This is a genomic window from Micromonospora halotolerans, from assembly GCF_032108445.1.
In the GTDB taxonomy this organism is placed as follows: Bacteria; Actinomycetota; Actinomycetes; order Mycobacteriales; family Micromonosporaceae; genus Micromonospora; species Micromonospora halotolerans.
Genome location: NZ_CP134876.1, coordinates 2071453 through 2097691 on the forward strand (window position 1 = coordinate 2071453; position 26239 = coordinate 2097691).

The 26239-nt window shown below is 72.3% G+C and carries 26 protein-coding genes; 4 read left to right on the forward strand and 22 right to left on the reverse strand.

Going from position 1 to position 26239, the window contains the following annotated elements:
- Positions 1–45 precede the first annotated feature (45 nt).
- From RMN56_RS09695 to RMN56_RS09760, 14 genes are all read right to left on the reverse strand, one after another.
- Entirely contained in the window at positions 46–2544 is a 2499-nt protein-coding gene (locus tag RMN56_RS09695; protein WP_313723500.1) for an NADH-quinone oxidoreductase subunit G, read from the reverse strand.
- On the reverse strand, positions 2544–3860 hold the full coding sequence (nuoF, locus tag RMN56_RS09700) for an NADH-quinone oxidoreductase subunit NuoF (RefSeq protein WP_262283345.1): 1317 nt from the start codon (positions 3858–3860) through the stop codon (positions 2544–2546). Before nuoF ends, RMN56_RS09695 begins: the two co-directional genes overlap by 1 nt.
- On the reverse strand, positions 3857–4969 hold the full coding sequence (gene nuoE / locus RMN56_RS09705; RefSeq protein WP_313723501.1) for an NADH-quinone oxidoreductase subunit NuoE: 1113 nt from the start codon (positions 4967–4969) through the stop codon (positions 3857–3859). The genes nuoF and nuoE overlap by 4 nt, the downstream gene beginning before the upstream one ends.
- Positions 4966–6291: an NADH-quinone oxidoreductase subunit D gene (locus RMN56_RS09710; protein ID WP_313723502.1), complete on the reverse strand. Its 1326-nt coding sequence runs from the start codon at positions 6289–6291 to the stop codon at positions 4966–4968. The genes nuoE and RMN56_RS09710 overlap by 4 nt, the downstream gene beginning before the upstream one ends.
- Complete coding sequence (locus RMN56_RS09715; protein ID WP_313723503.1) at positions 6288–7025, reverse strand: NADH-quinone oxidoreductase subunit C; 738 nt, start codon at positions 7023–7025, stop codon at positions 6288–6290. Before RMN56_RS09715 ends, RMN56_RS09710 begins: the two co-directional genes overlap by 4 nt.
- Positions 7026–7080: 55 nt before the next feature.
- The gene (locus RMN56_RS09720; RefSeq protein WP_091261240.1) at positions 7081–7758 is read right to left on the reverse strand and encodes a NuoB/complex I 20 kDa subunit family protein; all 678 of its coding nucleotides are present in this window, start codon (positions 7756–7758) and stop codon (positions 7081–7083) included.
- A gap of 14 nt (positions 7759–7772) precedes the next feature.
- Positions 7773–8138, reverse strand: coding sequence for an NADH-quinone oxidoreductase subunit A (locus tag RMN56_RS09725; RefSeq protein WP_073834101.1), 366 nt, complete (start codon positions 8136–8138; stop codon positions 7773–7775).
- Positions 8139–8260: 122 nt separating this feature from the next.
- Positions 8261–9535, reverse strand: coding sequence for a geranylgeranyl reductase family protein (locus RMN56_RS09730; protein WP_313723504.1), 1275 nt, complete (start codon positions 9533–9535; stop codon positions 8261–8263).
- A 133-nt stretch (positions 9536–9668) separates the two neighbouring features.
- Positions 9669–9887: a hypothetical protein gene (locus RMN56_RS09735; RefSeq protein ID WP_313723505.1), complete on the reverse strand. Its 219-nt coding sequence runs from the start codon at positions 9885–9887 to the stop codon at positions 9669–9671.
- A gap of 76 nt (positions 9888–9963) precedes the next feature.
- Positions 9964–10674 (reverse strand): demethylmenaquinone methyltransferase, encoded by a 711-nt coding sequence (locus RMN56_RS09740; protein ID WP_313723506.1) that lies wholly within the window; start codon positions 10672–10674, stop codon positions 9964–9966.
- A 95-nt stretch (positions 10675–10769) separates the two neighbouring features.
- Positions 10770–12014: a cell wall anchor protein gene (locus RMN56_RS09745; RefSeq protein ID WP_313723507.1), complete on the reverse strand. Its 1245-nt coding sequence runs from the start codon at positions 12012–12014 to the stop codon at positions 10770–10772.
- Positions 12015–12336: 322 nt separating this feature from the next.
- Positions 12337–13527 (reverse strand): cyclic dehypoxanthinyl futalosine synthase, encoded by a 1191-nt coding sequence (gene mqnC, locus RMN56_RS09750; RefSeq protein WP_313723508.1) that lies wholly within the window; start codon positions 13525–13527, stop codon positions 12337–12339.
- Between the two features lie 70 nt (positions 13528–13597).
- Complete coding sequence (locus RMN56_RS09755) at positions 13598–14008, reverse strand: type II toxin-antitoxin system VapC family toxin (protein ID WP_313723509.1); 411 nt, start codon at positions 14006–14008, stop codon at positions 13598–13600.
- Entirely contained in the window at positions 14005–14283 is a 279-nt protein-coding gene (locus tag RMN56_RS09760; protein ID WP_091261257.1) for a type II toxin-antitoxin system Phd/YefM family antitoxin, read from the reverse strand. The genes RMN56_RS09755 and RMN56_RS09760 overlap by 4 nt, the downstream gene beginning before the upstream one ends.
- Before the next feature lie 107 nt (positions 14284–14390).
- Between RMN56_RS09760 and RMN56_RS09765 the strand changes: the two genes are divergently transcribed.
- Positions 14391–15059 (forward strand): LppU/SCO3897 family protein, encoded by a 669-nt coding sequence (locus RMN56_RS09765; RefSeq protein ID WP_313723510.1) that lies wholly within the window; start codon positions 14391–14393, stop codon positions 15057–15059.
- Between the two features lie 78 nt (positions 15060–15137).
- Here RMN56_RS09765 and paaE read toward each other — a convergent pair whose 3' ends face one another.
- Genes paaE through paaA form a run of 5 tightly spaced genes read right to left on the reverse strand, consistent with a single transcriptional unit; the run spans position 15138 to position 18850 of the window.
- Positions 15138–16274, reverse strand: coding sequence for a 1,2-phenylacetyl-CoA epoxidase subunit PaaE (gene paaE / locus RMN56_RS09770; RefSeq protein WP_313723511.1), 1137 nt, complete (start codon positions 16272–16274; stop codon positions 15138–15140).
- Positions 16271–16750: a 1,2-phenylacetyl-CoA epoxidase subunit PaaD gene (paaD, locus tag RMN56_RS09775; RefSeq protein ID WP_313723512.1), complete on the reverse strand. Its 480-nt coding sequence runs from the start codon at positions 16748–16750 to the stop codon at positions 16271–16273. Before paaD ends, paaE begins: the two co-directional genes overlap by 4 nt.
- Positions 16747–17472 (reverse strand): 1,2-phenylacetyl-CoA epoxidase subunit PaaC, encoded by a 726-nt coding sequence (gene paaC / locus RMN56_RS09780; RefSeq protein WP_313723513.1) that lies wholly within the window; start codon positions 17470–17472, stop codon positions 16747–16749. Before paaC ends, paaD begins: the two co-directional genes overlap by 4 nt.
- Complete coding sequence (gene paaB, locus RMN56_RS09785) at positions 17469–17789, reverse strand: 1,2-phenylacetyl-CoA epoxidase subunit PaaB (RefSeq protein ID WP_313723514.1); 321 nt, start codon at positions 17787–17789, stop codon at positions 17469–17471. The genes paaC and paaB overlap by 4 nt, the downstream gene beginning before the upstream one ends.
- Complete coding sequence (gene paaA, locus RMN56_RS09790; protein ID WP_313723515.1) at positions 17786–18850, reverse strand: 1,2-phenylacetyl-CoA epoxidase subunit PaaA; 1065 nt, start codon at positions 18848–18850, stop codon at positions 17786–17788. Before paaA ends, paaB begins: the two co-directional genes overlap by 4 nt.
- Positions 18851–19220: 370 nt before the next feature.
- Between paaA and RMN56_RS09795 the strand changes: the two genes are divergently transcribed.
- Entirely contained in the window at positions 19221–20177 is a 957-nt protein-coding gene (locus tag RMN56_RS09795; protein WP_313723516.1) for a hypothetical protein, read from the forward strand.
- Positions 20177–21109: a serine hydrolase gene (locus tag RMN56_RS09800; RefSeq protein WP_313723517.1), complete on the forward strand. Its 933-nt coding sequence runs from the start codon at positions 20177–20179 to the stop codon at positions 21107–21109. Before RMN56_RS09795 ends, RMN56_RS09800 begins: the two co-directional genes overlap by 1 nt.
- A 73-nt stretch (positions 21110–21182) precedes the next feature.
- Here RMN56_RS09800 and RMN56_RS09805 read toward each other — a convergent pair whose 3' ends face one another.
- From RMN56_RS09805 to RMN56_RS09815, 3 genes are read right to left on the reverse strand one after another with little or no spacing between them, the layout of a single operon-like run.
- Positions 21183–22034, reverse strand: a complete 852-nt coding sequence (locus tag RMN56_RS09805; RefSeq protein ID WP_313723518.1) for a menaquinone biosynthetic enzyme MqnA/MqnD family protein — start codon at positions 22032–22034, stop codon at positions 21183–21185.
- A 33-nt stretch (positions 22035–22067) separates the two neighbouring features.
- Positions 22068–23345 carry an MFS transporter gene (locus tag RMN56_RS09810; RefSeq protein WP_313723519.1) on the reverse strand — a complete coding sequence of 426 codons (1278 nt, stop codon included), beginning with the start codon at positions 23343–23345 and terminating at the stop codon, positions 22068–22070.
- Between the two features lie 43 nt (positions 23346–23388).
- Positions 23389–23970 (reverse strand): helix-turn-helix domain-containing protein, encoded by a 582-nt coding sequence (locus tag RMN56_RS09815; RefSeq protein ID WP_313723520.1) that lies wholly within the window; start codon positions 23968–23970, stop codon positions 23389–23391.
- 182 nt (positions 23971–24152) lie between these two features.
- Between RMN56_RS09815 and RMN56_RS09820 the strand changes: the two genes are divergently transcribed.
- On the forward strand, positions 24153–26192 hold the full coding sequence (locus RMN56_RS09820; RefSeq protein WP_313723521.1) for a HelD family protein: 2040 nt from the start codon (positions 24153–24155) through the stop codon (positions 26190–26192).
- The last annotated feature ends 47 nt before the right edge of the window (positions 26193–26239 follow it).

The following is a 26239-nucleotide window of genomic DNA, read 5'->3' on the forward strand; positions in this document are numbered from 1 at the left end:
TCGCGACTGCGAGGCTCACTCGCTCCGCTCGTGCACTCCTCGCGCTCACTGGACACTCCCGGTGTTGAGGAGCGGGCCCGGACGGCCGGCCACGTCCGCGGCGACCGCCGCGGCCGAGACCTTGACGACCTGGCCGGACGTCGCGCCGAGGCTGCGCCGGACGGTCGAGCCGGGCGAGTTGGTCGGCAGCCAGACGACGCCGTCCGGCATCTCGGTGATCGCCGCCGGCAGGGTGACCGCGCCGCGGTCGGTGCCGACGGTCACCGGGTCGCCGTCCGCGACGCCGAGCGCCTCGGCGGTGCCCTTCCCCAGCCGGACCACCGGCGGGCGGGCCGTGCCGGCGAGGTGCTCGTCGCCGTCGGTGAGGCTGCCCAGGTCGAGCAGCTGGTGCCAGGTGGCCAGCACGGCCTCGCCGGCGCCGGGCTCCGGCACGGCGACCGGCTCGACGGACGGGGCGGACGGTCGGTCCACCCGGGTCGGCGCCAGCGCGCCCAGCTCCCGGCGGACGCTCTGCACGTCGCCGGTGCCCAGCCGCACGTCGAGCTGCGCGGCGATCGCGTCGAGCACCCGGCCGTCGGTCATCGCCGCGGTGTCCAGCACCTTCTCGAAGGGACGCAGCCGGCCCTCCCAGTCCAGGAAGCTGCCGGCCTTCTCGACCACCGGAGCGACCGGCAGGACCACGTCGGCCCGGCGGGCCACCGCGCTCATCCGCAGCTCCAGGCTGACCAGGAACGGCACCGCGCCCAGGGCCTGCTCGGCCAGGCGCGGGTCGGCCAGGTCGGCCGGGTCGACGCCGGCCACCACGAGGGCGCCGATCTGGCCGTTGGCCGTGGCCGTGAGGATGCCGTCGGTGTCCCGGCCGGCCTGGCTCGGGATCACCCCGGCCGGGATGTCCCACGCCTCGCCCAGCTCGGCGCGGGCGGCCGGCTCGGTGACCACGCGGCCGCCGGGGAGCAGGTTGGGCAGGCAGCCCGCGTCGACCGCGCCGCGGTCACCCGCGCGCCGCGGCACCCAGGCCAGCTTGGCCCCGGTCCGCCGGGCCACGTCCGCCGCGGCGGAGAGGCCGCCGGGCACCGCGCCCAGCCGCTCGCCGACGATCAGGACGGCACCCGGCTGGCTCAGCGCCTCGGCCACCGTGGCGTGCTCGGCCAGCACGCTGGCCTCCTCGCCCGGCACCACCCGGGCCAGCTTGGCCCCGAGCTTCTCCAGGCCGCGGGTCGCGAACGGCGCGAGCGCGTACACGGTGAGCTTCTTCTTCAGGTACGCCTTGCGCAGCCGCAGGAAGAGGATGGGGCACTCCTCCTCCGGCTCCAGGCCGACCAGCACCACGGCGGGCGCGTTCTCCACGTCCGCGTAGGTCACGTCGGTGACCCCGGCGACGCTGCTGGCCAGGAAGTCGGCCTCCTCGCGGGAGACCGGGCGGGCCCGGAAGTCGATGTCGTTGGTGTGCAGCGCGACCCGCGCGAACTTCGCGTACGCGTAGGCGTCCTCGACGGTGAGCCGGCCGCCGGTCAGCACCGCGGTGCCCCGCTCGCCGTCCCGGGCGGCGCGCAGCCCTTCGGCGGCCCGGGTCAGCGCCTCGCTCCAGGACGCCTCGCGCAGCTCACCGGTCTTCTCGTCCCGCACCAGCGGGGTGGTGAGCCGGTCGAACGCGCGGGTGTACTGGAAGCCCCAGCGGCCCTTGTCGCAGTTCCACTCCTCGTTCACCGCCGGGTCGTCACCGGCCAGCCGGCGCAGCACCTTGCCGCGCCGCCAGTCGGTGCGCTGGGCGCAGCCGGCCGCGCAGTGCTCGCAGGCGCTGGGGGTGGAGACCAGGTCGAACGGGCGGGCCCGGAACCGGTACTGCGCGCCGGTCAGCGCGCCCACCGGGCAGATCTGCACGGTGTTGCCGGAGAAGTAGGAGTTGAACGGGACATCGCCGGCGCCATCAGCACCACCCGCGTCAACCTCTGCTCCATAAGCCTCGTCCCGGTAGATGTTGATCTCCTCGGCGGACGACCGGCCCATCAGGTCGATGAACTTGTCGCCGGCGATCTCCTCGGAGAACCGGGTGCAGCGCTGGCAGAGCACGCAGCGCTCGCGGTCGAGCAGCACCTGGGTGCTGATCGGCAGCGGCTTCGGGTACTCCCGCTTGTGCTCGTGGAACCGCGAGTCGGTGCGGCCGGTGGACATGGCCTGGTTCTGCAGCGGGCACTCGCCGCCCTTGTCGCACATCGGGCAGTCGAGGGGGTGGTTGAGGAGCAGCAGCTCCATCACCCCCTCCTGGGCCTTCTTGGCGACCGGGGAGGTGAGCTGGGTCCGCACCACCATGCCGTCGGCCACGGTCTGGGTGCAGGAAGCGACCGGCTTGCGCTGGCCCTCCACCTCCACCAGGCACTGCCGGCAGGCGCCGGCCGGGGCCAGCAGCGGGTGGTCGCAGAACCGCGGGATCTCGGTGCCCAGCTGCTCGGCGACCCGGATCAGCAGCGCCCCCTTCGGGGCGGTGACCTGGACGCCGTCGATGGTCAGGGTGACGGTCTCGGTCTGCTTGGCTACGTCGGTCATCAGTGGGCTCCCACCAGCTGCTTCTCGGAGAGCTTCGGCGCGGTACGTCCCTCGATGTAGTCGAGGTAGTCCTGCTTGAAGTACTTCAGCGACGAGGTCACCGGACTGGTCGCACCGTCACCCAGACCGCAGAACGAACGGCCGAGGATGTTGTCGCAGGTGTCGAGCAGGGTGTCCAGGTCCTCGTGGGTGCCCTGGCCGGCGAGGATCCGCCGGTAGACCCGGACCATCCAGTAGTTGCCCTCGCGGCACGGGGTGCACTTGCCGCACGACTCGTGGTGGTAGAACTCCAGCCACCGGTAGGTCGCGTACACCGGGCAGTCCTGGTCGGAGAAGATCTGCGTGGCCGTGGTGCCCAGGATCGAGCCGGCCGCCGCCACCCCCTCGAAGTCCAGCGGCACGTCCAGGTGCTCGGCGGTGAGCAGCGGCGTCGACGAGCCGCCCGGGGTCCAGAACTTCAGGTTGTGCCCGGGCTGCATGCCGCCGGCCAGCTCGATCAGCTCGCGCAGGGTGATGCCCATCGAGCACTCGAACTGGCCCGGGTTGGCGATGCGACCGGAGAGCGAGTAGATCATCGGACCGGACGACTTCTCCGTGCCCATGGTCTTCCACCAGTCGGCGCCGCCCAGCACGATGTACGGCACGCTGGCGATGGTGCCGACGTTGTTCACCACGGTCGGGCTCGCGTACAGGCCGTGGGTCGCCGGGAACGGCGGGCGCAGCCGGGGCTGGCCCCGGAAGCCCTCCAGCGAGTCCAGCAGCGCGGTCTCCTCGCCGCAGATGTACGCCCCGGCGCCGGAGTGCACCACCAGGTCGAGGTCGAAGCCGCTGCCCTGGATGTTCCGGCCGAGGTAGCCCTTGGCGTACGCCTCCCGCACGGCGTTGCGCAGCCGGCGGGCGGCGTGCACGGCCTCGCCGCGGATGTAGATGTACGCCCGGTTGGCGCGGATCGCGTACGAGGCGATGATGACGCCCTCGACCAGCGAGTGCGGGTCGTGGGTCATCAGCGGCAGGTCCTTGCAGGTGCCCGGCTCGCCCTCGTCGGCGTTCACCACCAGGTAGTGCGGCTTGCCGTCGCCCTGCGGGATGAAGCCCCACTTGAGACCGGTCGGGAAGCCCGCGCCACCACGGCCGCGCAGCCCGGAGTCCTTGATCAGCTGGATCAGGTCGTCCGGGTGCGCCTTGAGCGCCTTGCGCAGGGCGGCGTAGCCGTCCAGCTTCTCGTAGGTGCCGATCCGCCAGGCGTCCGGCGACAGCCAGCGCTTGGTGAGCACCGGCGTCAGCTTGGCCAGCGTCTCCGGCCGAGGAGCGGTCACTTCTGGACCCCCGTTCCGCTCGCGTCCGCCGGGGTCGTGCCGTTGCCACCCGAGGACGCTTCGTTGAGGTTGCGCTGCTGCGCCCCGGCCTCGTCGCCGGCGGGCTTGCCGTCACCGGCCGGCGGGTTGGCCGCCGCTCCGGCGGCCTCCGCCGCCTGCGCGTCGCGGGGCGCCGGCGCCGTGGTGTCCGTCGGGACCCTGGTGCCGGGGGCGTCCGGCACCGCGGTGCCCGCGTCCGGCTGCCGGGTCTCGGCGGTACGCACCTGCGGCGACTTGTCGTCCGGCGCCTTGACGTCCGGCGCGGTGCTGCCGGTGGGGGCGGACGCCCCGTCGCCACCCTTGACCGGAGCGGCGGCAGCCTCGGCCGGGGCCGGCTTGGCGGCCTCCGCCTTCGCCTTCGCCTCGGCGGCGGCCTTGTCGGCCTCGGCCTTGCTGCGGATCGGGGTGTTCGGGTCGAAGCCCGGGACCGAGATGCCGTGCTGCTCGGCCAGGCGCAGGCCGCGCAGGGTGGGCTCACCCGGCCCGCCGTCAGCCACCGCGCCGTCCCGCTCGTCGGCGAAGCCGGCGAGCTGGACGGCCATCTCCTTGAGGGTGCACAGCCGGGCGCCCCGGGTCGGCATCGGCCGCCCGCCGGCCCGCAGCTCCTCCACCACGCCGAGCGCGCCCTGCGGGTCGACGTTGTCGAAGAAGTCGTAGTTGACCGTCATGACCGGGCCGTAGTCGCACGCCGCCAGGCACTCGGCGTGCTCCAGCGTGATCGTGCCGTCCGCGGTGGTCTCGTCGTGCCCGACGCCCAGGTGCTCGGCGAGGGTGTCGTAGACCTCCTGGCCGCCGAGCACGTTGCACATGGTGTTGGTGCAGACGCTGACCAGGTAGTCACCGGTCGGCTTGCGCTTGTACATCGTGTAGAAGGTGGCGACCGCGCCGACCTGGGCCTTGTTCAGGCCGAGCACCTCGGCGCAGAACTCGACCCCGGCCGGGGAGACGTAACCCTCCTCGGACTGGACCAGGTGCAGCAGCGGCAGCAGCGCCGAGCGGGACCGGTCCGCCGGGTACCGGGCGATGATCTCCCGCGCCCGCTCCCGGGTCTCTTCAGTGAAAGTCGTCATCGGTCACAACCACCCATCACGGGGTCCAGCGAGGCGCCACCGGCGATAACGTCGGCGATCAGGCCGCCCTCGGCCATCGCCGGGAGGGCCTGGAGGTTCACGAAGCTCGGCTCCCGGTAGTGCACCCGGTAGGGCCGGGTGCCGCCGTCCGAGACCGCGTGCACGCCGAGCTCGCCGCGGGGCGACTCGACGGCGACGTACACCTGGCCCGGCGGGACCCGGAAGCCCTCGGTGACGAGCTTGAAGTGGTGGATCAGCGACTCCATCGACTGACCCATGATCTTGGCGACGTGCTCCAGCGAGTTGCCCATGCCGTCGACGCCGATGGCGAGCTGCGCCGGCCAGGCGATCTTGCGGTCGGCCACCATGATCGGGCCCGGCTTGAGCCGGTCGAGGGCCTGCTCGACCAGCTTCAGCGACTCCCGGATCTCGGCCAGCCGGACCAGGTAGCGGCCCCACACGTCGCCGTCGGTGTGCGTCGGCACGTCGAACTCGTACGTCTCGTAGCCGCAGTACGGCATGGTCTTGCGCAGGTCCCAGGCGAGACCGGCGGAGCGCAGCACCGGGCCGGTGACGCCGAGCGCGAGGCAGCCGGTCACGTCGAGCACCGCGACGTTCTTCGTGCGCTCGATCCAGATCGGCTGGCCGGAGAGGAGGTCCTCGTACTCCTTGAGCTTCTTCGGCATCAGCTTGAGGAAGTCCCGGATCTTGACGATCGCGTCGTCCGGCACGTCCTGCGCCACCCCGCCCGGCCGCACGTACGCGTGGTTCATGCGCAGGCCGGTGATGGTCTCGAAGATGTCGAGGATGTACTCCCGCTCGCGGAAGCCGTACAACATCATGTTGATCGCGCCCAACTCCATGCCGGTGGTGGCCAGCCAGACCAGGTGCGACGAGATCCGGTTGAGCTCCATCATCAGCACCCGGATGGTGGTGGCCCGCTCGGTCACCTCGTCGGTGATGCCGAGCAGCTTCTCCACCGCGAGCGCGTACGCCGTCTCGTTGAACAGCGGGGAGAGGTAGTCCATCCGGGTCACGAAGGTCGAGCCCTGCACCCAGTTGCGGTATTCGAGGTTCTTCTCGATGCCGGTGTGCAGGTAGCCGACGACCGAGCGGGCCTCGCGGACCGTCTCGCCCTCCAGCTCCAGGATCAGGCGGAGCACGCCGTGCGTGGACGGGTGCTGCGGACCCATGTTGACGACGATCCGCTCGTCGTTGATCGGGTCCGTGCCGGAGACGACCTGATCCCAGTCCCCACCGGTGACGGTGAAGACCTTGCCCTCGGTGGTCTCGCGCTCGGTCGCGTAGTTCGACGTGGTCACTGGTAGGACCTCCTACGGTCCGGCGGCGGGATTTCCGCACCCTTGTACTCGACGGGGACGCCGCCGAGGGGGTAGTCCTTGCGCTGCGGGTGCCCCTCCCAGTCGTCCGGCATGAGGATCCGGGTCAGGTTGGGGTGGCCGTCGAAGACGATGCCGAACATGTCGTACGCCTCCCGCTCCTGCCAGTCGGCGGTCGGGTAGACGGCGGTGACGCTCGGCAGGTGCGGGTCCTCGGCGGAGACCGCGGCCTCCAGCCGGACCCGGCGCCGATAGGTCATCGAGGTGAGCTGGTAGACCACGTGCAGCCGGCGTCCGTCCGCGCCCAGGTAGTCCACGCCGGACACCGAGCTGCAGAGCTCGAAGCGGAGCGCCAGGTCGTCGCGCATCACCTGGCAGACCTCGGCGATCCGCTCCGGGCGGACGTGCAGGGTCAGCTCGCCCCTGTCGACCACGACCTTCTCGATCGCGTCGCCGAACTGGGGGTACGCCTCCTCCAGCGCGTCGCGGACCTCGTCGAAGTAGCTCCCGTACGGCCGGGCGGCCTCCTCGATCGGCTTGCGCTGGCGGACCAGGCCGCCGTAGCCGGAGACGTCGCCGGTGCCCTGGTTGCCGAACATGCCGCGCCCGGCCGGGCTGGCCGGCGGGTACTCCGCCGGGGCGGTGCTGCTGGCGCCGGCCGGGGTCGTCGGCACCGGCACGCCGCCGTCGTTGTTCTTGTCGTTCGGTGCCGTCACTGGGCCTGCCCTCCGTTCGCGACTGCGGGGCTCCGCTCCGCTGCACTCCTCGCGCTCACTTGGGGCCCCCCTGCGACTGGAGGTGGTTCTGCGCCTTCATCCAGTTCTCGATCCGCAACTGCTCCTCGCGCCCCTCGCGGACCGCCTTCGTCCACTCGGCGCGCCGGGCCTTGTCGTTGCGGTACGACGACGGCATCGAGCCGTAGGGCACGACGGGCACGTCACCGCGCTCCTTGCGGGCCTCCAGCATCTTGCGGCCGTTCGCGCCCAGCGGCTCGTACATGATCTTCTCGCGGAGCTTGAGCACCGCGTCGATGAGCATCTCGGGCCGGGGCGGGCAGCCCGGGAGGTACATGTCGACCGGCACGATGTGGTCCACGCCCTGCACGATGGCGTAGTTGTTGAACATGCCGCCGCTGCTGGCGCAGACGCCCATCGAGATGACCCAGCGGGGCTCGGCCATCTGGTCGTAGATCTGCCGCAGCACCGGAGCCATCTTCTGGCTCACCCGGCCGGCCACGATCATCAGGTCCGCCTGCCGCGGCGAGGCCCGGAAGACCTCCATGCCCCAGCGGCCCATGTCGTAGTGCGGACCACCGGCGGCCATCATCTCGATGGCACAGCAGGCCAGGCCGAAGGTGGCGCCCCAGACGGACGACTTCCGCGACCAGTTGACCAGCTTCTCCACGGAGGTGAGCAGGACGCCGGCCGGGAGCTTCTCCTCGATGCCCATCTGACGTACCTCCCTCAGTCCCAGTCCAGGCCGCCGCGCCGCCAGACGTAGGCGTAGGCGACGAAGACCGCGACGATGAACAGGACCATCTCCACGAAGCCGAAGATCGGCAGGGCGTCGAAGGAGACCGCCCAGGGGTACAGGAAGATGATCTCGATGTCGAAGACGATGAAGAGCATCGCCGTCAGGTAGAACTTGATCGGGAACCGGCCGCCGCCGACCGGCTGCGGGCTCGGTTCGATGCCGCACTCGTACGCCTCGAGCTTGGCCTTGTTCAGACGCCGGGGGCCGGCGAATCGGGCGGCGGCCACGGAGAACAGCGCGAACCCCGCGGCGAGGGCGAACAGCCCGATGATCGGTGCGTAAGGAGAGAGCGTCATCGTTGTCCCCTGCTCATCCTTCCCTGACCTCGGTGGTTAGCGAAAATCACACTATTCACGTCCCTCACGACCTCGACGGCGGGGGTCGATCTTTGTCGGTCCCGGGGGCCGGGACCGGTGGTCTACACGGCGGGTGCCACCCTCGTCATCGCGTTGATGACCCGGTCCATGGCGTCGCCGCCCCGCGGATCGGTGAGGTTGGCCAGCAGCTTGAGCACGAAGCGCATGAGCATCGGGTGCGGCATGCCGTGCTTGGTGGCCATCCGCATGACCTCGGGACGGCCGATGAGCTTCACGAAGATCCCGCCGAGCCGGTAGTAGCCGCCGAAGCGGGCCTTCAGCTCCTGCGGGTACGCGAGCAGCGCCCGCTCCCGCTCCGCGCCGGCCGGACGGGCCAGCGCCTGCACCGCCACCTCGGCGGCCAGCTCGCCGGACTCCATGGCGTACGCGATGCCCTCGCCGTTGAACGGGTTGACCATGCCGCCGGAGTCGCCGACCAGCAGGACCCCGCGGGTGTAGTGCGGGACCCGGTTGAAGCCCATGGGCAGCGCCGCGCCGAGGATCGGCCCCTCCGCGTTGGTCTCGTCGGTCATCCCCCAGTCCTCGGGGGTGTTGGCCAGCCAGTCGGTGAGCAGCCGCCGGTAGTTCGTCTTGCCGAACGCCGAGGAGGAGTTGAGCACGCCCAGGCCGACGTTCACCCGGCCGTCGCCGAGGCCGAAGATCCAGCCGTAGCCGGGCAGCAGCGCGTCGCTGCCCTTGGCCCGCAGCTCCAGCCAGGACTCCAGGTAGTCGTCGTCGTGCTTCGCCGCGGAGCGGTAGTAGCGGCGGACCGCCACGCCGATCGGCCGGTCCTCCCGCTTGGCCAGCCCCAGGGCGAGGGGGAAGCGGCCGGAGACGCCGTCGGCGGCGACCACCAGCGGCGCGTGGAAGGTGGCCGGCTCCTTGTCCGGGCCCACCTCGGCCTGCACCCCGATCACACGGTCGTCCGCGTCGAGCACCGGAGTCAGCACGTTGACGCTGGTGCGCAGCTTCGCCCCGGCGGCGACGGCCCGCTGCGCGAGCAGGTCGTCGAAGTCGAGCCGGGTCCGCACCAGGCCGTAGTTGGGGAAGCTGGCCAGGTCGGGCCAGTCCAGTTCCAGGCGTACCCCGCCGCCGATCACCCGCAGGCCCTTGTTGCGCAGCCAGCCGGCCTCGGGCGAGGTGTCCACGCCCATCCGGATGAGCTGCCGCACGGCCCGGGGCGTGAGCCCGTCGCCGCAGACCTTCTCCCGGGGAAATTCGGTCTTCTCCAGCAGCAGCACGCGTACGCCGTGCCGCGCCAGGTGGTACGCCGTCGCCGATCCTCCGGGACCGGCGCCCACGACGATGACGTCGGCGTCGTTCTCCACCGCGGTCATCCGCGCCTCCTCCCGCATGCTCGTGAAATGCTTCACAAGCCGATCGGGTTGGAGTCTATGACCGGCGTTACACCTGTATGCGCTGAGGGGGGCCTAACTCGCGGAAACAGGTCGGCACGGGTGTGTCCGGCGGTCAGGAGCGGGCGGCGGTGGCCGGCCCCAGGCCGGCGTCGAGCCGGATCGCCTCCGGCAGGTGATCGCGCAGCGCACCGCCGGCCGCGCGGTCGAGTGCGGCCAGCACCTCGGCGACCACCTGGCGGACGTCGGCGGGATCCGCGCCGGCCAGCTCCCGGAGCTGCGCGATCAGTTCCGCCGCGTCGTCGTCGGTGGTCGCTCGGTCGGGTCCCGTCATGGGGGCGAGCTTACGGGACAAAGTAGACCTAAAACGGATATTCACGAAAAGGTCCGGTTTGCCACCGGCCCGGACGTCATTCCCGGGTCGCGCGGTGCAGCGCCACGACGCCGCCGGTCAGGTTCCGCCAGGCCACCCGCCCCCAGCCGGCCGCGCCGACCCGCGCGGCCAGCGCCGCCTGGTCCGGCCACGCCCGGATGGACTCGGCCAGGTAGACGTAGGCGTCGGGGTTGCTCGACACCGTGCGCGCCACCGCCGGCAGCGACCGCATCAGGTACGACAGGTAGACGGTGCGGAACGCCGGGTTGACCGGCGTGCTGAACTCGCAGACCACCAGCCGGCCGCCCGGCCTGGTGACCCGGGCCAGCTCACGCAGCGCCGCGTCGGTGTCGTTGACGTTGCGCAGCGCGAAGGAGATGGTGACCGCGTCGAAGCTGGCGTCGGCGAAGGGCAGCCGCAGGGCGTCCCCGGCCAACAGCGGCACCTCCGGCCGGGTGCGCTTGCCGGCGTGCAGCATGCCGAGCGACAGGTCCGCGCCCACCGCGTACGCCCCGGAATGCGCCAGCTCCTCGGTCGAGACGCCGGTGCCGGCGCCCACGTCCAGCACCCGCTCGCCGGGGCGCAGCCCCAGCGCCGCCCGGGTGGCCCGCCGCCAGAACCGGTCCTGCCCGAAGGACAGCACCGTGTTGGTCAGGTCGTAGCGGGCGGCCACGCCGTCGAACATGGCGGCGACCTCGTGCGGCTGCTTGTCCAGGCTGGCGCGCTGGCCCTGGGGGGTACGGCTCACGCCTCCACTCTGCCAGCCGGCCCGTGCCCGACTCCTCCCGGGTACGCGAAGGGGCGGGGTGGTCACCCACCCCGCCCCTTCGGTGTCCAGGTTGGTCAGTCCTCGGCCCGCTCGTCGGTCGGGGTGACGAGGACCACCTTCCGGCGGCGGGAGAGCATCAGCAGCACCCCGCCGGCCAGCAGGACGGCCGCGCCGATCCCACCGATGAGCCCGACCTGCACACCGGTCACCGGCAGGCCGCCGCCGGCACCGCCACCCTCGGTCGGCGCGGGACTCGCCGTCGCGCCGCCGGTCGGGGTCGGCTCGGCGGTCGGCGTCGGCTCGACCGTCGGAGTCGGGGTCGGCGTGGGCTGCGTGGCCTGGTCGACGAAGACGTCGAACTGGGCGGTGTTGTCGCCGTCGTCGGTCTCGGTGAAGCTGCGGCGCTGCGTCGAGCTGGCCACCCGGGGCTCCTCCTCCGGCGCGCCGGAGGCGGCGTCGAGCCCGGCGGCGAACACGAAGCCGGGGCGGAGCACCGGCTCGGTGACGTCCGCGTCGACCTTCACCCGGACGTCGGCGCTGTAGTACTCGCCCGGCGCCAGCACCGCGCCACCGTCCTCGCAGTACGCCGTGGCCAGCCCGCCCAGCTCCTGCTCCTCGCAGCCCTCGGGCAGCTCGGCGAAGGTGACGCCGGCCGGCAGCGTGATCCCGTAAGCGACGCCCGTGGCGCGGCGGCTGCCGTCGTTGTAGACGGCCCAGTCCAGCGGGGCCGTCTCACCCGGCTTGACCGGCTTCAGGCCGGACTCCCCGGCCTCGTCGCCGTCGACCTGCACGTCCGCGTACACGTCCTGCACCCACGTGGTCAGGTCGTAGCCGGGGGCCGCGACGGTGATGTCGTGCTCGACGGTGTTGTTCTCCGGATCGGGGTCGGCGGTGGCCGCGCTGATGGTCACCACCAGCGTGCCCGCGGCGCCCTTGCCGCCCGTGGAGAAGAGCGGGATGCCGAAGTCCTCGGTGGTGCCGGCGGCGAGGTCACCGAGCAGGCAGGAGAACCGGGTGCCGTCGACCTCGCAGCCCTCCGGGACCACCACGCCGACCTTCCGGGGCTTGAGGCCCTCGGTCTCCACCGTGACCCGGACGCCCTCGGCGTCGACGGCGCCGGTCGTGTTGTCCACCTGGAACTTGAACGGCTTGGCCTTGGCCTCCTCGACGCCCTTGGCCAGCTGGTAGCTGAGTGGAATGAGCTGGAGGTCGGCCTGGTCGGCGGCCTGCGCGGGACCGGCGACGACACCGAGACCACCAGCGGCGAGCAGGGTGACGACGCCGGCACGGGCCAGCATCGATCGATGCAGGAAGGTCATGGATCCCCCGAGGGATGGGACGCGTCGATGTTTGCGGAACGAAGGGACGCTACCGGAGCGACGTCGGGACACGCCAGAACCTGATCGATGATTTCGTCCGTCCTCTGCGGAGACAGAGACAGCAGGGGCGGGATGGTGACCCATCCCGCCCCTGCTGCTGTGCGTTATGTGAACGACCCTCGCGGGCCGATGGAGGACGCCGTCAGGCGGACGACGACAGCGTAACCGGCAGCCTCGTCGCGCGGGCCGAGGTCGCGCTGGTCGCCGCCGTCCTGTTATCTCCGAGGCCGGCGAGCCGGTCGTCCGGCCGATGGAACCGGCGTCAGTTGGCCTCGACCAGCGGGAGGGACTTCCCGACACCGCCGCCCGGCAGGGCGATGGAGGAGAAGTGCGAGACCACCCGGTCGTCGCTCGGGTCGTCGGCCGGGGTGCGGTGCACCGCGAGCCGGTTGTAGAGGGTGTCCCGCTGGGCGGGGATGCGGTCCGCGGTGCGGATCATCGAGATCAGCTCGTGCAGGTTCGAGCGGTGCCGGGCGCCGGCCGAGGAGATGACGTTCTCCTCCAGCATGATCGAGCCGAGGTCGTCCACCCCCATGTGCAGGGCGAGCTGTCCGACGTCCTTGCCGGTGGTCAGCCACGACGCCTGCAGGTGCGGCACCGTCTCGAAGAAGAGCCGGGCCACCGCGACCAGCCGCAGGTACTCCAGCGTGGTCGCCTGGGTGCGGCCCTTCAGGTGGTTGTTCTCCGGCTGGTACGTCCACGGGATGAACGCGCGGAAGCCGCCGGTGCGGTCCTGCACGTCGCGGATCATCCGCAGGTGCTCGATCCGCTCGGCATGGGTCTCGCCGGTGCCCATCATCATGGTCGCCGTCGATTCGAGGCCCTGCCGGTGCGCCAGCTCCATGACCTCCAGCCAGCGCGCGCCCGACTCCTTCAGCGGCGCGATCGCCTTCCGCGGCCGGTCCGGCAGCATCTCGGCGCCCGCGCCGGCGATCGAGTCCAGCCCGGCGGCCTTGATCCGGGCGATCGCCTCGTCCAGGCTCACCCCGGAGACCTTGGCCATGTGCAGGATCTCGCTCGGGCCGATCGAGTGGATGGCGAGCTGCGGGTACGCCTGCTTGACCGCTGAGAACAGCTCCTCGTAGTACTCCACGCCGTAGTCCGGGTGGTGGCCGCCCTGGAGCATCACCTGGGTGGCGCCCAGCTCGACCGCCTCGCCGCAGCGGCGCAGGATCTCCTCGGTCGGGTGGGTCCAGCCCTCCTTGTGCTTGGGGGCCCGGTAGAAGGCGCAGAACTTGCACGCCGTCACGCAGACGTTCGTGTAGTTGATGTTGCGGTCGATCAGGTAGGTGACGATGTTGTCCGGGTAGCGCCGCCGGCGCACCGCGTCCGCCGCCTCGCCCAGCGGGTGGAAGGGCGCCTCGGTGTAGAGCAGCAGGGCCTCCTCGGGCGTGATCCGCCCGCCGTCGGCGCTGCGCTGCAGGATGTCGTCGATCTCCCGGCTCACCGTCACGTACCCGAGGGTACGCCGCTGTGACGCCGAGGCCGTGCGGGGTGCTCCGCGATGTGACGCCTCCGCCGGCTCAGTTCATCCCGGGGCTGGCCACCACGAGGCCGACGGCCTTCGCGGCGCCTAACAGTCGCCGGTCGTAGGTGACGAACGCGACGAAGTCGGCGCCCGCCTGGCGAGCCAGATTCTCCGCCGTGGCGAGGTGGATGGCGTCGAGGCTGCGCAGCATGGGTTCGGCATACGCACCGGCCGCCGCCCGGACCGCCGCGTCAATCTCGACCCGGTAGAGCCGTCCCAGGACGGACGGAACACCCACCAGCGCCTGTGGCGCGGCACGACGCAACGCTCGCGGCACCTCGACCTCGACCAGGGCCGACGAGACAAGCGGCGCCCCTGCGTGGTCGTTGAGCCAGGCGATCAGATCCGGCGTCTCCTCCTCACGCCGGAGCATCTTGATGACCGCCGCCGAGTCGAGGTAGATCACCAACGCTCCTCGTCCCGCGCGTCCGCCAGGACCGCTGCGACGTCCACGGCAGGGTCGCCGAGCACCGGAGGCATCGGGATCGGCCCTGCCGCGGTCGGTGCGGTCGCCCGCCCCTCGGCAACCAGGCGACCGAGAAGCGCGTCGCCGGCCAGCACCGGGACGAGACGGGCGATCGGCTCTCCGCGATCGGTCACCTCGACGGTCTCACCCGCACGGACCCGCGCCAGCACCCGGCTCGTGTGCTGGTTCAGTTCCCGGACCGCGATCTGCTCCATGCTCCGAGTGTAGAACGGTTTGTTCTACGAGCCGCGTCGACGGGACAACGAATTTGCCGATCCTGGCTTATCGTGCGGTGCTCTCAGACTTCGATCAAGGAACGGCCATGACCGCACCCTCCGCGAACCCACCCCACATCGCGCCCGTGTTCCCGCCCACCAGCACCGAGCTCACCTGCCGCTGCTGCGGCTCGGTGCCCGCCATCAAGGCGACCGTGCGCGGGCACCAGGGTTTCGTCCTCCTCTGGCGCATGCTGAGCCGGCGTGGCCCGTTCTGCCGGTCCTGCGGCATCGCGGTCTGCCGTGACATGACCGCGGACACCCTCTATCAGGGCTGGTGGGGTGCCGCCTCGATGATCCTCACTCCGCTGGTTCTGCTCGGGAACCTCGTCACCCGGGTCCGCCTCGGCCGCCTGGCGGAACCGCAACCTGGGGCCCCGGGCACGCCGGCGGTGCCAGGCAAGCCCGTGTTCCGGCGGGCCGCCGCGCTCGGCCTCCTCATACCCGTGGCCCTCGTCGCCGTCATCGGCTGGTCGATCGCCGACGATCCCGCGTACGCCGCCGTCGGCGACTGCGTCAAGGTGACCGATCTGGTCACCCATTCGAGGGTCAGCGTCGTCGACTGCGGCGATCCGGCCGCCGGCTACGTCATCGTCGGCCGGATCGACGGTGCCACCACCGACGCGCCGTGCGGGCGGTTCTCCGGCGTCGTCGCGAGCTACACCGAGCGGCAGAGGTCGGACAAGTATCTGCTCTGCCTCGGTCCCAACCGCTGACCCCGTCCGTCCGTCCGCCGATCGTCCCGAGCCCGGGGTGCCCGGCGGGCGGTGGGCGCGGCACCGCCCGTGGCGCCCTCAGGCGTCGTAGTCGACCGTGAGCTTGTCGGTCACCGGGCTCGACTGGCAGGTGAGGACGTAGCCGGCGGCCACCTCGTCCGGCTCCAGTGCGTAGTTGCGCGCCATGGTCACCTCGCCGGCGACCACCTTGGCCTTGCAGGTCGAGCAGACCCCGCCCTTGCAGGCGTACGGGAGTTCGCCGCGGACCTTGAGCGCGGCGTCCAGCACCCGCTCGTCGCGGCCCATCGTGAAGCTCGACGAGCGGCCGTCCAGCACGATGGTCACCTCGGCGCCGGCACCGGGCTCGTCACTCGGGCGCCGGATCGGCTCCGGCGGGGCGTCGACGTGGAACAGCTCGGTGTGCACGGCCGAGTCGGGCACGCCCCGGTCGGCGAACACCGCCTTGGCGTCCACCACCATCCCGTACGGGCCGCAGAGGAACCACTCCTCGATCGCCTCGCCGGGGACGACGGTGTCGAGCAGCCGGGTCAGCCGGTCGGCGTCGATCCGCCCGGAGAGCAGCGCGGACTCGCCCATCTCCCGGGAGAGCACGTGCACGAGGTGCAGCCGGGTCGGCCACCGGTCCTTCAGGTCGGCCAGCTCCTCGGCGAACATCACGGTGTTCGCCGTGCGGTTGCCGTACACCAGGGTGAAGGTGCTGGCCGGTTCGACGGACAGCGCGGTCGCGACCAGCGAGAGCACCGGGGTGATGCCGGAGCCGGCGACCACCGCGCCGTAGTGGCGGACCCGGTCCGGGGCGAACCCCGAGGTGAAGTGCCCGAGCGGGGGCAGCACCTCGACGGTGTCGCCGCCGCGCAGGGCCCCACAGGCGTACGCGGAGAAGGCACCGCCGGGAACCTCCCGCACCCCGATCCGCAGCCGGCCGTGCCGGGCCAGCTCGTCGGGGGTCGAGCAGATCGAGTACGACCGCCGCACCTCGGCGCCGCCCTCCCCGGTGGCGCCGGTGAGCCCGCTTCCGGCGGCGAGCCGCACCGTCAGGTGCTGCCCGGCGGAGAACGCGAACGTCTCCCGCAGCTCCTCGGGCACGGCGAAGGTGATCGCCACGGCGTCGTCGGTGAGCCGGTCGACGGCGGCGACGGGCAGCGGGTGGAAGGCCGGCCGGCGACGGACCGGTCGGGTGATCGTGACAGTCACAGCGCCTTCAGGTGGTCGAAGGGTTCGGAGCAGGAGCGGCAGCGCCACAGGGCCTTGCACGCGGTGGACCCGAACCGGCTGACCTGCTCGGTCTCCGGGGAGCCGCAGCGCGGGCAGCGGACGGCCAGGGTCAGCGGGACGACGCCACCGCTCCGGGCGGCCGGGGCGGGCGGGGCGATGCCGGCGGCGGCCAGCTTGGCCCGGCCGCCCTCGGAGATCCAGTCGGTGCTCCACGCCGGGGCGTAGACGGTGCGGACCTCGGCGTCCGGGTGACCGGCGGCGGCGAGCGCGCGGCGGATGTCGGCCCGGATGACGTCCATGGCCGGGCAGCCGGTGTAGGTGGGGGTGATCGTGACGACCACCCGGCCGCTGCCGGGATCCTCGTCGACCGACCGCAGGATGCCCAGCTCGTCGATGGTGACGACCCGGATCTCGGGGTCCACCACCGCCGCCACGGCCTCCCTCGGACTGCTCACCAGCGGGCCCCCGGGTGGGCGCGGTGCAGCACCTGCATCTCGGCCAGCAGGTAGGAGAGGTGTTCGGTGTGGACGCCGTCCCGCCCGCCGCCCGGTGCCCAGCCGCCGGTGGGCCGGGTCAGCGTCGCCTCGTCGAGCACCGCGGACACGACGGCGTCGAAGTCGGCCCGCAGGGTGGCCGGGTCGACCGGCGCCGCCGGGTCCGCGGTGAACAGCTCGTGGGTGTACGGCCAGACCTGGTCGACCGCGTCCTGCATGCGCCGGTGCGACTCCTCGGTGCCGTCGCCGAGCCGCTTCACCCAGAGCGAGGCGTGGTCCAGGTGGTACGCCGACTCCTTGCGCGCCTTCGCCCCGATCGCGGCCAGCCGCTCGTCGGCGCACCCGCTCAGCGCGGTGTAGAGCGGGAGCTGGTAGGCGGCCAGGAAGAACAGCTTCGCCATGGTCACGCCGAAGTCGCCGTTGGGCAGCTCGACCAGGAGGCGGTTGCGGAACTCCCGGTCGCCGCGCAGGTAGGCAAACGCGTCCTCGTCCCGGCCGGCGCCTTCCAGCTCGCCCGCGTAGGTGAGCAGGAGGCGGGCCGCGCCGAGCTGGTCGAGGGCGATGTTGGCCAGCGCGACGTCCTCCTCCATCTCCGGTGCGCGGGAGGTCCACTCGCCGAGCCGCTGCGCCGCGATCAGCGCGTCGTCGCCCAGGCCGAGGGTGAAGTCGAACAGCTCGCTCACAGGTGCGCCACCCCGTCCGGCACCTCGTAGAAGGTGGGGTGGCGGTAGACCTTGTCGGCCGCCGGGTCGAAGAAGGCGTCCTTCTCGTCCGGGCTGGACGCGGTGATCGCGCTCGCCGGCACCACCCAGATCGAGACGCCCTCCTGGCGCCGGGTGTACAGATCGCGGGCGTTGCGCAGGGCCAGCTCCGCGTCGGGGGCGTGCAGGCTGCCGACGTGGGTGTGCGACAGCCCGCGCCGGGCCCGCACGAAGACCTCCCACAGCGGTGAGTGATCCTTCGCGCCGGGCTGATCGGTTCGCTCGCTGCGCTCGCTCACGCCGCCACCTTCTCCTTGTTCCGCTGCTTCGCCGCGTACGCCGCGGCGGCCTCCCGCACCCAGGCGCCGTCGGAGTGGGCCCGCCGCCGGTGCTCCATCCGCTGCCGGTTGCACGGCCCGTTGCCCTTGATCACCTGCATCAGCTCGTCGTAGTCGGGCTGGGTGTAGTCGTAGGACTGCCGCTGCTCGTTCCAGCGCAGGTCCGGGTCGGGGATGGCGAGGCCGAGGATCTCCGCCTGCTGCACGCACATGTCGACGAAGCGCTGGCGCAGCTCGTCGTTGGAGAAGCGCTTGATCTTCCAGGCCATCGACTGTGCGCTGTGCGTCGAGTCTCCGTCCGGCGGGCCGAACATGGCCAGTGACGGGTACCACCAGCGGTCCACCGCGTCCTGGGCCATGGCCTTCTGCTCGGGGGTGCCGTGGGCCAGGGTGTGCAGGATCTCGTAGCCCTGGCGCTGGTGGAACGACTCCTCCTTGCAGACCCGGATCATCGCCCGGGCGTAGGGGCCGTAGGAGCAGCGGCACAGCGGCACCTGGTTGACGATCGCCGCGCCGTCCACGAGCCAGCCGATCGCGCCCACGTCGGCCCAGGTCAGGGTCGGGTAGTTGAAGATCGAGCTGTACTTCTGCCGGCCGTCGATCAGCAGCTCGACCAGCTCGTCCCGGCTGACGCCGAGCGTCTCCGCCGCGGCGTAGAGGTAGAGACCGTGTCCGGCCTCGTCCTGCACCTTGGCCAGCAGGATCGCCTTGCGCTTGAGCGAGGGGGCCCGGCTGATCCAGTTCCCCTCCGGCTGCATGCCGATGATCTCGGAGTGCGCGTGCTGGGCGATCTGCCGGATCAGCGTCTTCCGGTACGCCTCCGGCATCCAGTCGCGCGGCTCGATCTTCTGGTCGGCGTCGATCACGTCCGTGAAGTACGCCGCGAAGTCCTCGTCGGGCGCCGGTCCGCCGCGCCGGGCGCGTGCCGCCGCCTCGCGCAGCGCGGCCTCCGCCGCCTCCACCTCGCCGAGCAGGCCGCCGCCCGGGCCGTCCTCGGGCGGGGCGAAGTCGTTGCCATACATGAGGCCAGTGTTACAGCTCGCGCCCAATGACACCAGAGGGTGTAACAGGTTTCCCGACCCACCTTCTGTCACCGACCGACCGCTTCCAGTGACGGCGCCTGACCTGCGCAAACGTTGTGACCTCGGCCACGCGCCGAAGATGAATCCCCACAAGAGCGGCATAGCGGTCCAATATCCCGCCTTCACGGCGAGTTGCCGGGCCTGGGGATCTGGCATCCGGCCTGTCCGGAAGTAGACTTCGCCCGGCACACCGATCGGCTGCTGACGATCGCCACGGCTCCAGGCCCTCTCCCCCGGCCTCGGCGATCAGGCCGAAACACCTTCGGAAGCGCCGGTCCCCCCGGCCAGACAACCTGGAGTTCACCCACTCATGCGACCTCGCGTGACCATGGTGCTCGCCATCGTGGCGGTCCTCATCGGCGGCGGCATGCTGGTCCCCGCCGCGTACGCCAAGCTCTCCGCTGGCGAAAGCCTGGGCGGCATCGGCGGTGGTGTGGCGCAGGTTCCCACGCCCGCTCCCAGCCCGCCCCCGGAGCCGACCCTGGCCGCCGGGCCGGTCTCGGTGAACTTCAAGGGCAAGTTCTTCTCCTGGGCGCTGATGGACCGGAAGACCGGCAAGATCAGCGGTGCGCCGAACATGGCGTCGACCAACTCGACCGAGTCGATGATCAAGGCCTGGATCGTCTCCGACTACCTGCGCCAGCTCGGCGACAAGGCGCCCAGCGCGGCGCGCAAGAAGCAGGCCGAGACCGCGATCCGGGACAGCAACGACATCTCGGCCGAGGCGCTCTACAACGCCGGCGGCCGCAAGCCGGTGCTGATCCGGCTGATCAAGATGTGCAAGCTGACCGACACGAGGATTGAACCCACCAAGGCCAAGTGGGCGTACACCCAGATGTCGCCGCGCGACGCGGTGCGCATGGGCGACTGCATCGGCGACGGCACCGCCGCCGGGCCGAAGTGGACGAAGTGGGTGTTGAACGAGATGGCCAACGTGCGCGGCGGCGTCAAGGACCAGAAGTCCGAGGCCGTCCAGGGCGGTCACTGGGGCATCGTCGACGGCCTGCCCGCGTCGATCACCTCGCAGGGGCCGGTCAGCATCAAGAACGGCTTCACCATGCTCTGGGCCGACGGCCAGTGGCACGTCAACTGCCTCGCGGTGGCCAAAGACTGGACCCTGGCCGTGATGATGCGTTACCCCGGCGCGGGCGACCCGAAGACCCCCTCGTACGGCGCGAAGGTCTGCGCCAGCGTCGCCACCCAGCTGGTGACCCCACAGCCGGGCGCCGCTCTCAAGGTGCCGCAGCAGCCGGTCGGGAAGCTCTGATGGCGGGCAGCCGGCGCCGGCCGGGCAGTGACCACCGCACACTGACCTACAGCGCGGTCGCCGTGATCCTGGTCGGCCTGGTGCTCGTCTCGCTCAGGTTCGTGCCCGGCTCTCCGCTCCGCCCCACGGCCACCTCGCAGTCGCCCGCGGCGGCCGCCCGGTCCACGGGCCCGTCCACCGATCGCAACACCCGCCCCTCGCCGTCTCCGTCGCCGTCGTTGGAGCCGCTGCCGTTCGCCGCCCAGGACCTCAGCGACCTGAACATCAAGGGCTGGTACTCCTGGAGCGTCCTGGACAAGCGGACCGGCGCGATCATCGGCTCGAAGAACATGGGCGAGACCAGCACCACCGCCTCGATGATCAAGTCCTGGATCGTCGCCGACTACCTGCGGCGCACAGCCGACGCCGGGCAGACGCCGAGCGAGGCGAAGCTGGACGACGCCACGCAGATCATCCGGGACAGCGACAACACCCGCGCCGAGCAGTTCTACAACAGCGTGGGCCGGTCGGCGTCGATCAAGCGGCTGATCCAGATGTGCGGCCTGACCGACAGCAAGGTCGCCCCGGACGGCGGCTGGAGCCGGACCGCTCTGTCCCCGCGGGACACCGCGCGGCTCGGCCTCTGCATCGACGACGGCCGGGCGGCCGGCCCGAAGTGGACCAAGTGGCTGCTGAACGAGATGCGGCTGGTCCGCGGGGTGGGCGACTTCGGCATCCGCAAGGCGTTCCCCGCCAAGGTGCAGAAGACCATCGCCATCAAGAACGGCTGGATCGACCGGCAGAAGGAGCAGGAGATGCACATCAACTGCCTGGCGATCGGCGACACCTGGACGATGGGCGTGATGGTCCGCTACCCCATCGGCATGGGATACGACTACGGCATGGACAACTGCGAGAAGATCACCGAGGCGCTGCTCCGCGACGCCACCTGATCCCACCCGCTGCGTGAAGCGGCGGTGTTCCCGGTCCGCCGGGGCACCGCCGCTTCGTCGTCGGGGGAGGGCGTCAGCCCTGGAAGAACTCCGGCCCGCCCTCCGGCAGGGCCGGGGCCTCGCCGACGGCGGCCGCGCGACGCGCGAACTCCCGCAGGCCGGCCACCTGCCGCTCGCCCAGCGAGAAGTCGAGGGTACGGAAGTAGGTCGCCAGGGTCGCCGCGTCGAACGGCTCCCAGCGGGCTCCGGCCTCGGCCACCTGGTCCAGCTCAACCAGGCTCAGGTCGCGCGAGCGCAGGAACGCCTCGTGCACCTCCTTGACCAGGCCGGGGTGGGCGGCGGCGAACTCGCGGCGGACCGCCCAGACGGCGAACACCATCGGCAGGCCGGTCCACTCGCGCCAGGCCTGCCCGAGGTCGGTCACCGCGAGGCCCTTGCGCGGCGCCTCGTAGAGCGCGCGCAGCGCCACGTCGCCGATGAGCACGCCGGCGTCGGCCTCCAGCAGCATCTGGGTCAGGTCGGGCGGGCAGCGGAAGTACTCGGGGCGCACCCCGTAGCGCTCGCCGAGCAGCAGCTGGGCCAGGAGCACCCCGGTACGCGACGTGGAGCCGAGCGCCACCCGGGCGCCGTCCAGCTCGGTGAGGGGTCGGGTGGAGACCACGTTGACCGAGAGCACCGGGCCGTCGCTGCCGACCGCCAGGTCCGGCAGGAGCAGCAGCTCGTCGGCGTGCCGCAGGTATTCCACGAGAGAGATCGGGCCGATGTCCAGGTCACCGGCGACCAACCCGGCGTTCAACCGGTCCGGCGAGTCCTTGTGCAGGTCGACGTCGATCAGCGCGCCGGACCGCATGAGCCCCCAGTAGATCGGCAGGCAGTTCAGGAACTGGATGTGCCCCACCCGGGGGCGGGCGATTCGCTCGGCCATAGCCCGACCGTATCCCTGCCCGGTCGGGCCGGCTCAGCGGGAGGGGAAGGAAGTGGCCAACTCCCCACGCGGCTCGCTCCCGGACCCGGCGACGGGCCGGGCGGAGCGCTCGGCACGGACCGCCCGCCACACCGGCCAGGCCGCCGCGACGACCACGAGCATCCCGGCCACCCCGCAGCCGGCGACCAGCGGCCGGGGTGCGGCCACCTCCAGCAGGAGGCCGCCGATGAGGTAGCCGGCCATCCCGGCCCCCTGGGCCGCGGCGCCGAAGACCGCGTAGGCCCGGCCCCGGGCCGCCTCGGGCACCCGCCGGGCCAGCAGCAGGTTGTTGAAGACGTTGTCGCCGCCGTTGCCCACCCCGCCGACCAACCAGATCGGCACGAGCAGCCAGGCCGACGGCACCGCGGCCGAGGCCAGCACCGCCAGGCAGCAGCCGCCGAGCAGGACCAGCCCGGCGCCGAGCAGCGCCCCGTCGTCGCTGAGCCGGCGGGCGAGCCGGGCGAACAGCCAGCCGCCGAGGACGATGCCCAGCGGCCAGGCGCCGGTGACCAGGCCGTAGACCGTGGTGGTGCTGTGCAGGGTCTCGCGGATGAAGAAGACCTCGATGACGTTGATGGCGCCGACTGCGGCGATCACCGCGGCGAGGCTGCCCACCATCACCATCAGCAGGGGGTCGGCCCGGAACCGCCACGCGGGAGCTCGGGTCGCGCCGCCGGCCGCCGGGGCCGTCGACCGCCGGCCACCGCGCCGGGTACGGATGAGCAGGCCGGCCGCCACCAGCGCGAGGTAGCTGACGGCGTCGACGAGCAGCGGTACCCGCGTGCCGAACTGGCCGACGAGCAGCCCGGCCAGAGCCGGCCCGGCCAGCGCGCCCAGCGTGCCGGCCGTCTGGTTCAGCGCGCCGGCCCGGGGCAGGTCCTCGGCCCGGACCATGACCGGCACCAGCGCGGAGAGCACCGGTTGGGTGACCGCGAGCCCGGCCGCGAGCAGCGCCACCAGCGCGATGACCAGGGCCGGGTGCCCGGCGTACGCGAGCGCCAGGCAGATCGCGGCCTGGGCGAGCCCGGCGACCACCAGCAGCACCCGGCTGTCCACCCGGTCGGCGAGCCGGCCGGTCAGCGGGGCGAGCGCGACCAGCGGCAGCGTGGCGGCGAGCAGCAGCCCGGAGACGGCGAGACCGCCGGCCCCGGCGGACTGGAGCGCCAGCGTCAGTGCGCTGGCGGCGAGGAAGTCCCCGCAGCTGGAGACGCCGCGGGCGGCGGTGGCGAGCCAGACGTCGGGCCAGCGCGACCGGCCAGATGCGAAGGACATATTTCGAAAATAATCCTTCACACCTGTTGGCGCAACCCCCGGGTCAGTCGATGGGCAGCGCCCGGTACTGCACGGCGACCGTGCGGGAGCCCTCCGGCGGCTCCTTCCGCAGCCGGCGGCGGTAGGGGTCCAGCAGCGACTGGATCGCCTGATTCAGCTCGGCCAGTTCCTCGGCGGTGACCTGGAGCAGGCTGTCGCTGAACCACGCCGCCCGGTACCAGTCGCTCGGCTCGTCGGGCGCGCGCCGGATCCAGTCCCGGGCGCGCTGGCTGTCGCGAGCCAGGTGCGCGTCGACCAGGGCCAGCTCGGCGGCGCGGGCCTCGGAGTCGGCGTCCTGCCCGGACTCGACGTAGTAGGAGGGGCTGAACGCCCGCCAGACCCGCTCCCGGGCGTCCCCCCGGCTCGGGGCCTCCTCGATCAGGCCGAACTTCGCCAGCTCCCGGAGGTGGTAGCTCGTCGCGCTCGGCGACAGCCCGGCGATCTCGGCACACTCCGTGGCGGTCGCACCGCCCTCGACCGTGCTGAGATGCTCCATGATCGCCATACGGGCCGGGTGGGCCAGGGCCCGCATCACCTGCGGGTCGCTGATCGTCACCCGGCGCTGCTCCGGACGCGCCTCGGTCATGCACCCATGATCCCGCCCCGACCGGCGCCGGGGAAATTCGGTTGCCCACCGACCCGGGGGGAGTAGGCTGCTCTGTCCCGCCTGACGGCCGTGGTGAGTAGCACCGCACAGGACGTCCCCGCGCCGACCCGAGGTCGGAAACGCGAGCGGCAGCGTTGTTCCCCGTGACGAGGAGTACGTGGATGACCCTGCACGCCCAAGAACAGACCCTGGACGCCGAGCTCGCCGCCGAGCGCGCCCACCTGGACACCTCCCGCGCGGCGCTGCGCCGGATGCGCGAGCGCGCCGAGTCCCTCTTCGCCACCGGCGACAAGGTGGCCGGGGACGCGTACACCGCCGAGCAGCTCGGCCGGCACATGGCCCGGCGGGTCAAGGAACTCGCCGACGACCCGACCACTCCGCTCTTCTTCGGCCGGCTCGACTTCGGTGACGTCGATCCGGACCATGCCGGACGCGAATACCACGTCGGGCGCCGGCACGTCACCGACGAACTGGGCGAGCCGCTCGTGCTGGACTGGCGGGCGCCGGTCTCCCGATCGTTCTACCGGGCCAGCGCCCGGGACCCGCAGGGCGTCGCGATCCGGCGCCGGTTCGGGTTCAGCTCCGGGGTGCTGACCAGCTTCGAGGACGAGCGCCTCGACCGCGGCGAGGAGCTGGGCACCGCCAGCCGCATCCTCACCGCCGAGATCGAGCGTCCCCGCGTCGGCCCCATGCGGGACATCGTCGCCACCATCCAGCCCGAGCAGGACGAGCTGGTCCGGGCCGACCTCGCCGACTCGATCTGCGTCCAGGGCGCGCCGGGCACCGGTAAGACGGCGGTCGGGCTGCACCGCGCCGCGTACCTGCTCTATCTGCACCGCGAACGGCTGCGCCGGTCGGGCGTGCTGATCGTCGGGCCGAACCGGGCGTTCCTGTCCTACATCGCGGCGGTGCTGCCGGCGCTCGGCGAGGTCGAGGTCGAGCAGGCCACGGTGGAGGACCTGGTCGCCCGGGTGCCGGTCCGCGCGGTCGATGACCCCGCCGTGGCCGCCCTCAAGCACGACGTCCGGATGGCCGAGGTGCTGCGCCGCGCGGTCGACGCGCACATCGGCGTGCCCACCGAGCCGATCATGGTCTCGGACGGCTCGTTCCGCTGGCGGATCGGCGTCGACCCGCTGCACCGGCTGGTCGAGGAGACCCGCCGCGAGGACCTGCCGTACGCGACCGGCCGGGACCGGGTACGCGCCCGCGTGGTGGGGCTGCTGCAACGCCAGTCCGAGGCCCGCCGGGCCGAGTCGCCCAGCGACGCCTGGCTGCGTCGGATGAGCAGGGCGAAGCCGGTCACCGAGTTCCTCGACGCGGTCTGGCCGGCGCTCACCCCCGACGGGCTGCTGCACCGGCTGCGGACCGACCCCGACGCGCTCGCCGCCGCCGCCGACGGTCTGCTCACGGCCGAGGAGCAGGAACTGTTCCGGTCGGGCCCGGTCGGGCGCACCCCGAAGGCGACCCGGTGGACCGCCGCCGACGCGGTGCTCATCGACGAGGCCGCCGGGCTGCTGGAACGGCCCGCCGGCTTCGGGCACGTGGTGGTCGACGAGGCGCAGGACCTCTCCCCGATGCAGTGCCGGGCCATCGCCCGGCGCAGCGAGCACGGCTCCATCACGCTTCTCGGCGACCTGGCCCAGGGCACCGCGCCCTGGGCGGCCACCGACTGGCGGGAGTCCCTGGCCCACCTGGGCAAGCCGGACGCGGCCGTGGTGCCGCTGAGCATCGGTTTCCGGGTGCCGGCCGCCGTGGTCGCCTTCGCCAACCGGCTGCTGCCGGCGCTCGCCGTCGACGTGCCCCCGGCGGAGTCGCTGCGCCGCGACGGGTCGCTCGACGTGCGTACCGTCGAGGACCTGACGGCCGCGACGGTGGCCGAGGTGCGGGCCGCGCTGGCGCACGACGGCTCGGTCGGCGTGATCGCCGCCGACGGCACGGTGGACCGGCTCCGCGCGGCCCTCGCCGACGCGGGCGTCGAGACCGCGACCGCCGACGACGTGGAGGCCGCGGCGCGGGTCACCGTCGTCCCGGCGACCCTGGTCAAGGGCCTGGAGTACGACCACGTGGTGGTGGTCGAGCCGGCCGCGATCGTGGCCGCCGAGCCGCGCGGCCTGCACCGCCTCTACGTGGTGCTGACCCGGGCGGTGTCCCGCCTGGCGGTGCTGCACCGCGAGCCGCTGCCCGCCCCGTTGGGCGGCTGACCGGCGGCCGCCGGACGCGCCGGCGGCCGGTTGACCGGTCGTGCGCG

Coding starts and splice junctions, on each gene's coding strand:
- RMN56_RS09810 (WP_313723519.1), bottom strand. CDS start 23,345: ATGTCCTTCGCATCTGGCCGGTCGCGCTGGCCCGACGTCTGGCTCGCC.
- RMN56_RS09800 (WP_313723517.1), top strand. CDS start 20,177: ATGGCGGGCAGCCGGCGCCGGCCGGGCAGTGACCACCGCACACTGACC.
- RMN56_RS09765 (WP_313723510.1), top strand. CDS start 14,391: ATGACCGCACCCTCCGCGAACCCACCCCACATCGCGCCCGTGTTCCCG.
- RMN56_RS09725 (WP_073834101.1), bottom strand. CDS start 8,138: ATGACGCTCTCTCCTTACGCACCGATCATCGGGCTGTTCGCCCTCGCC.
- RMN56_RS09735 (WP_313723505.1), bottom strand. CDS start 9,887: ATGACGGGACCCGACCGAGCGACCACCGACGACGACGCGGCGGAACTG.
- RMN56_RS09745 (WP_313723507.1), bottom strand. CDS start 12,014: ATGACCTTCCTGCATCGATCGATGCTGGCCCGTGCCGGCGTCGTCACC.
- RMN56_RS09820 (WP_313723521.1), top strand. CDS start 24,153: ATGACCCTGCACGCCCAAGAACAGACCCTGGACGCCGAGCTCGCCGCC.
- RMN56_RS09730 (WP_313723504.1), bottom strand. CDS start 9,535: ATGACCGCGGTGGAGAACGACGCCGACGTCATCGTCGTGGGCGCCGGT.
- RMN56_RS09805 (WP_313723518.1), bottom strand. CDS start 22,034: ATGGCCGAGCGAATCGCCCGCCCCCGGGTGGGGCACATCCAGTTCCTG.
- RMN56_RS09720 (WP_091261240.1), bottom strand. CDS start 7,758: ATGGGCATCGAGGAGAAGCTCCCGGCCGGCGTCCTGCTCACCTCCGTG.
- nuoE (WP_313723501.1), bottom strand. CDS start 4,969: ATGACGACTTTCACTGAAGAGACCCGGGAGCGGGCGCGGGAGATCATC.
- RMN56_RS09760 (WP_091261257.1), bottom strand. CDS start 14,283: ATGGAGCAGATCGCGGTCCGGGAACTGAACCAGCACACGAGCCGGGTG.
- RMN56_RS09815 (WP_313723520.1), bottom strand. CDS start 23,970: ATGACCGAGGCGCGTCCGGAGCAGCGCCGGGTGACGATCAGCGACCCG.
- RMN56_RS09795 (WP_313723516.1), top strand. CDS start 19,221: ATGCGACCTCGCGTGACCATGGTGCTCGCCATCGTGGCGGTCCTCATC.
- paaA (WP_313723515.1), bottom strand. CDS start 18,850: ATGTATGGCAACGACTTCGCCCCGCCCGAGGACGGCCCGGGCGGCGGC.
- RMN56_RS09695 (WP_313723500.1), bottom strand. CDS start 2,544: ATGACCGACGTAGCCAAGCAGACCGAGACCGTCACCCTGACCATCGAC.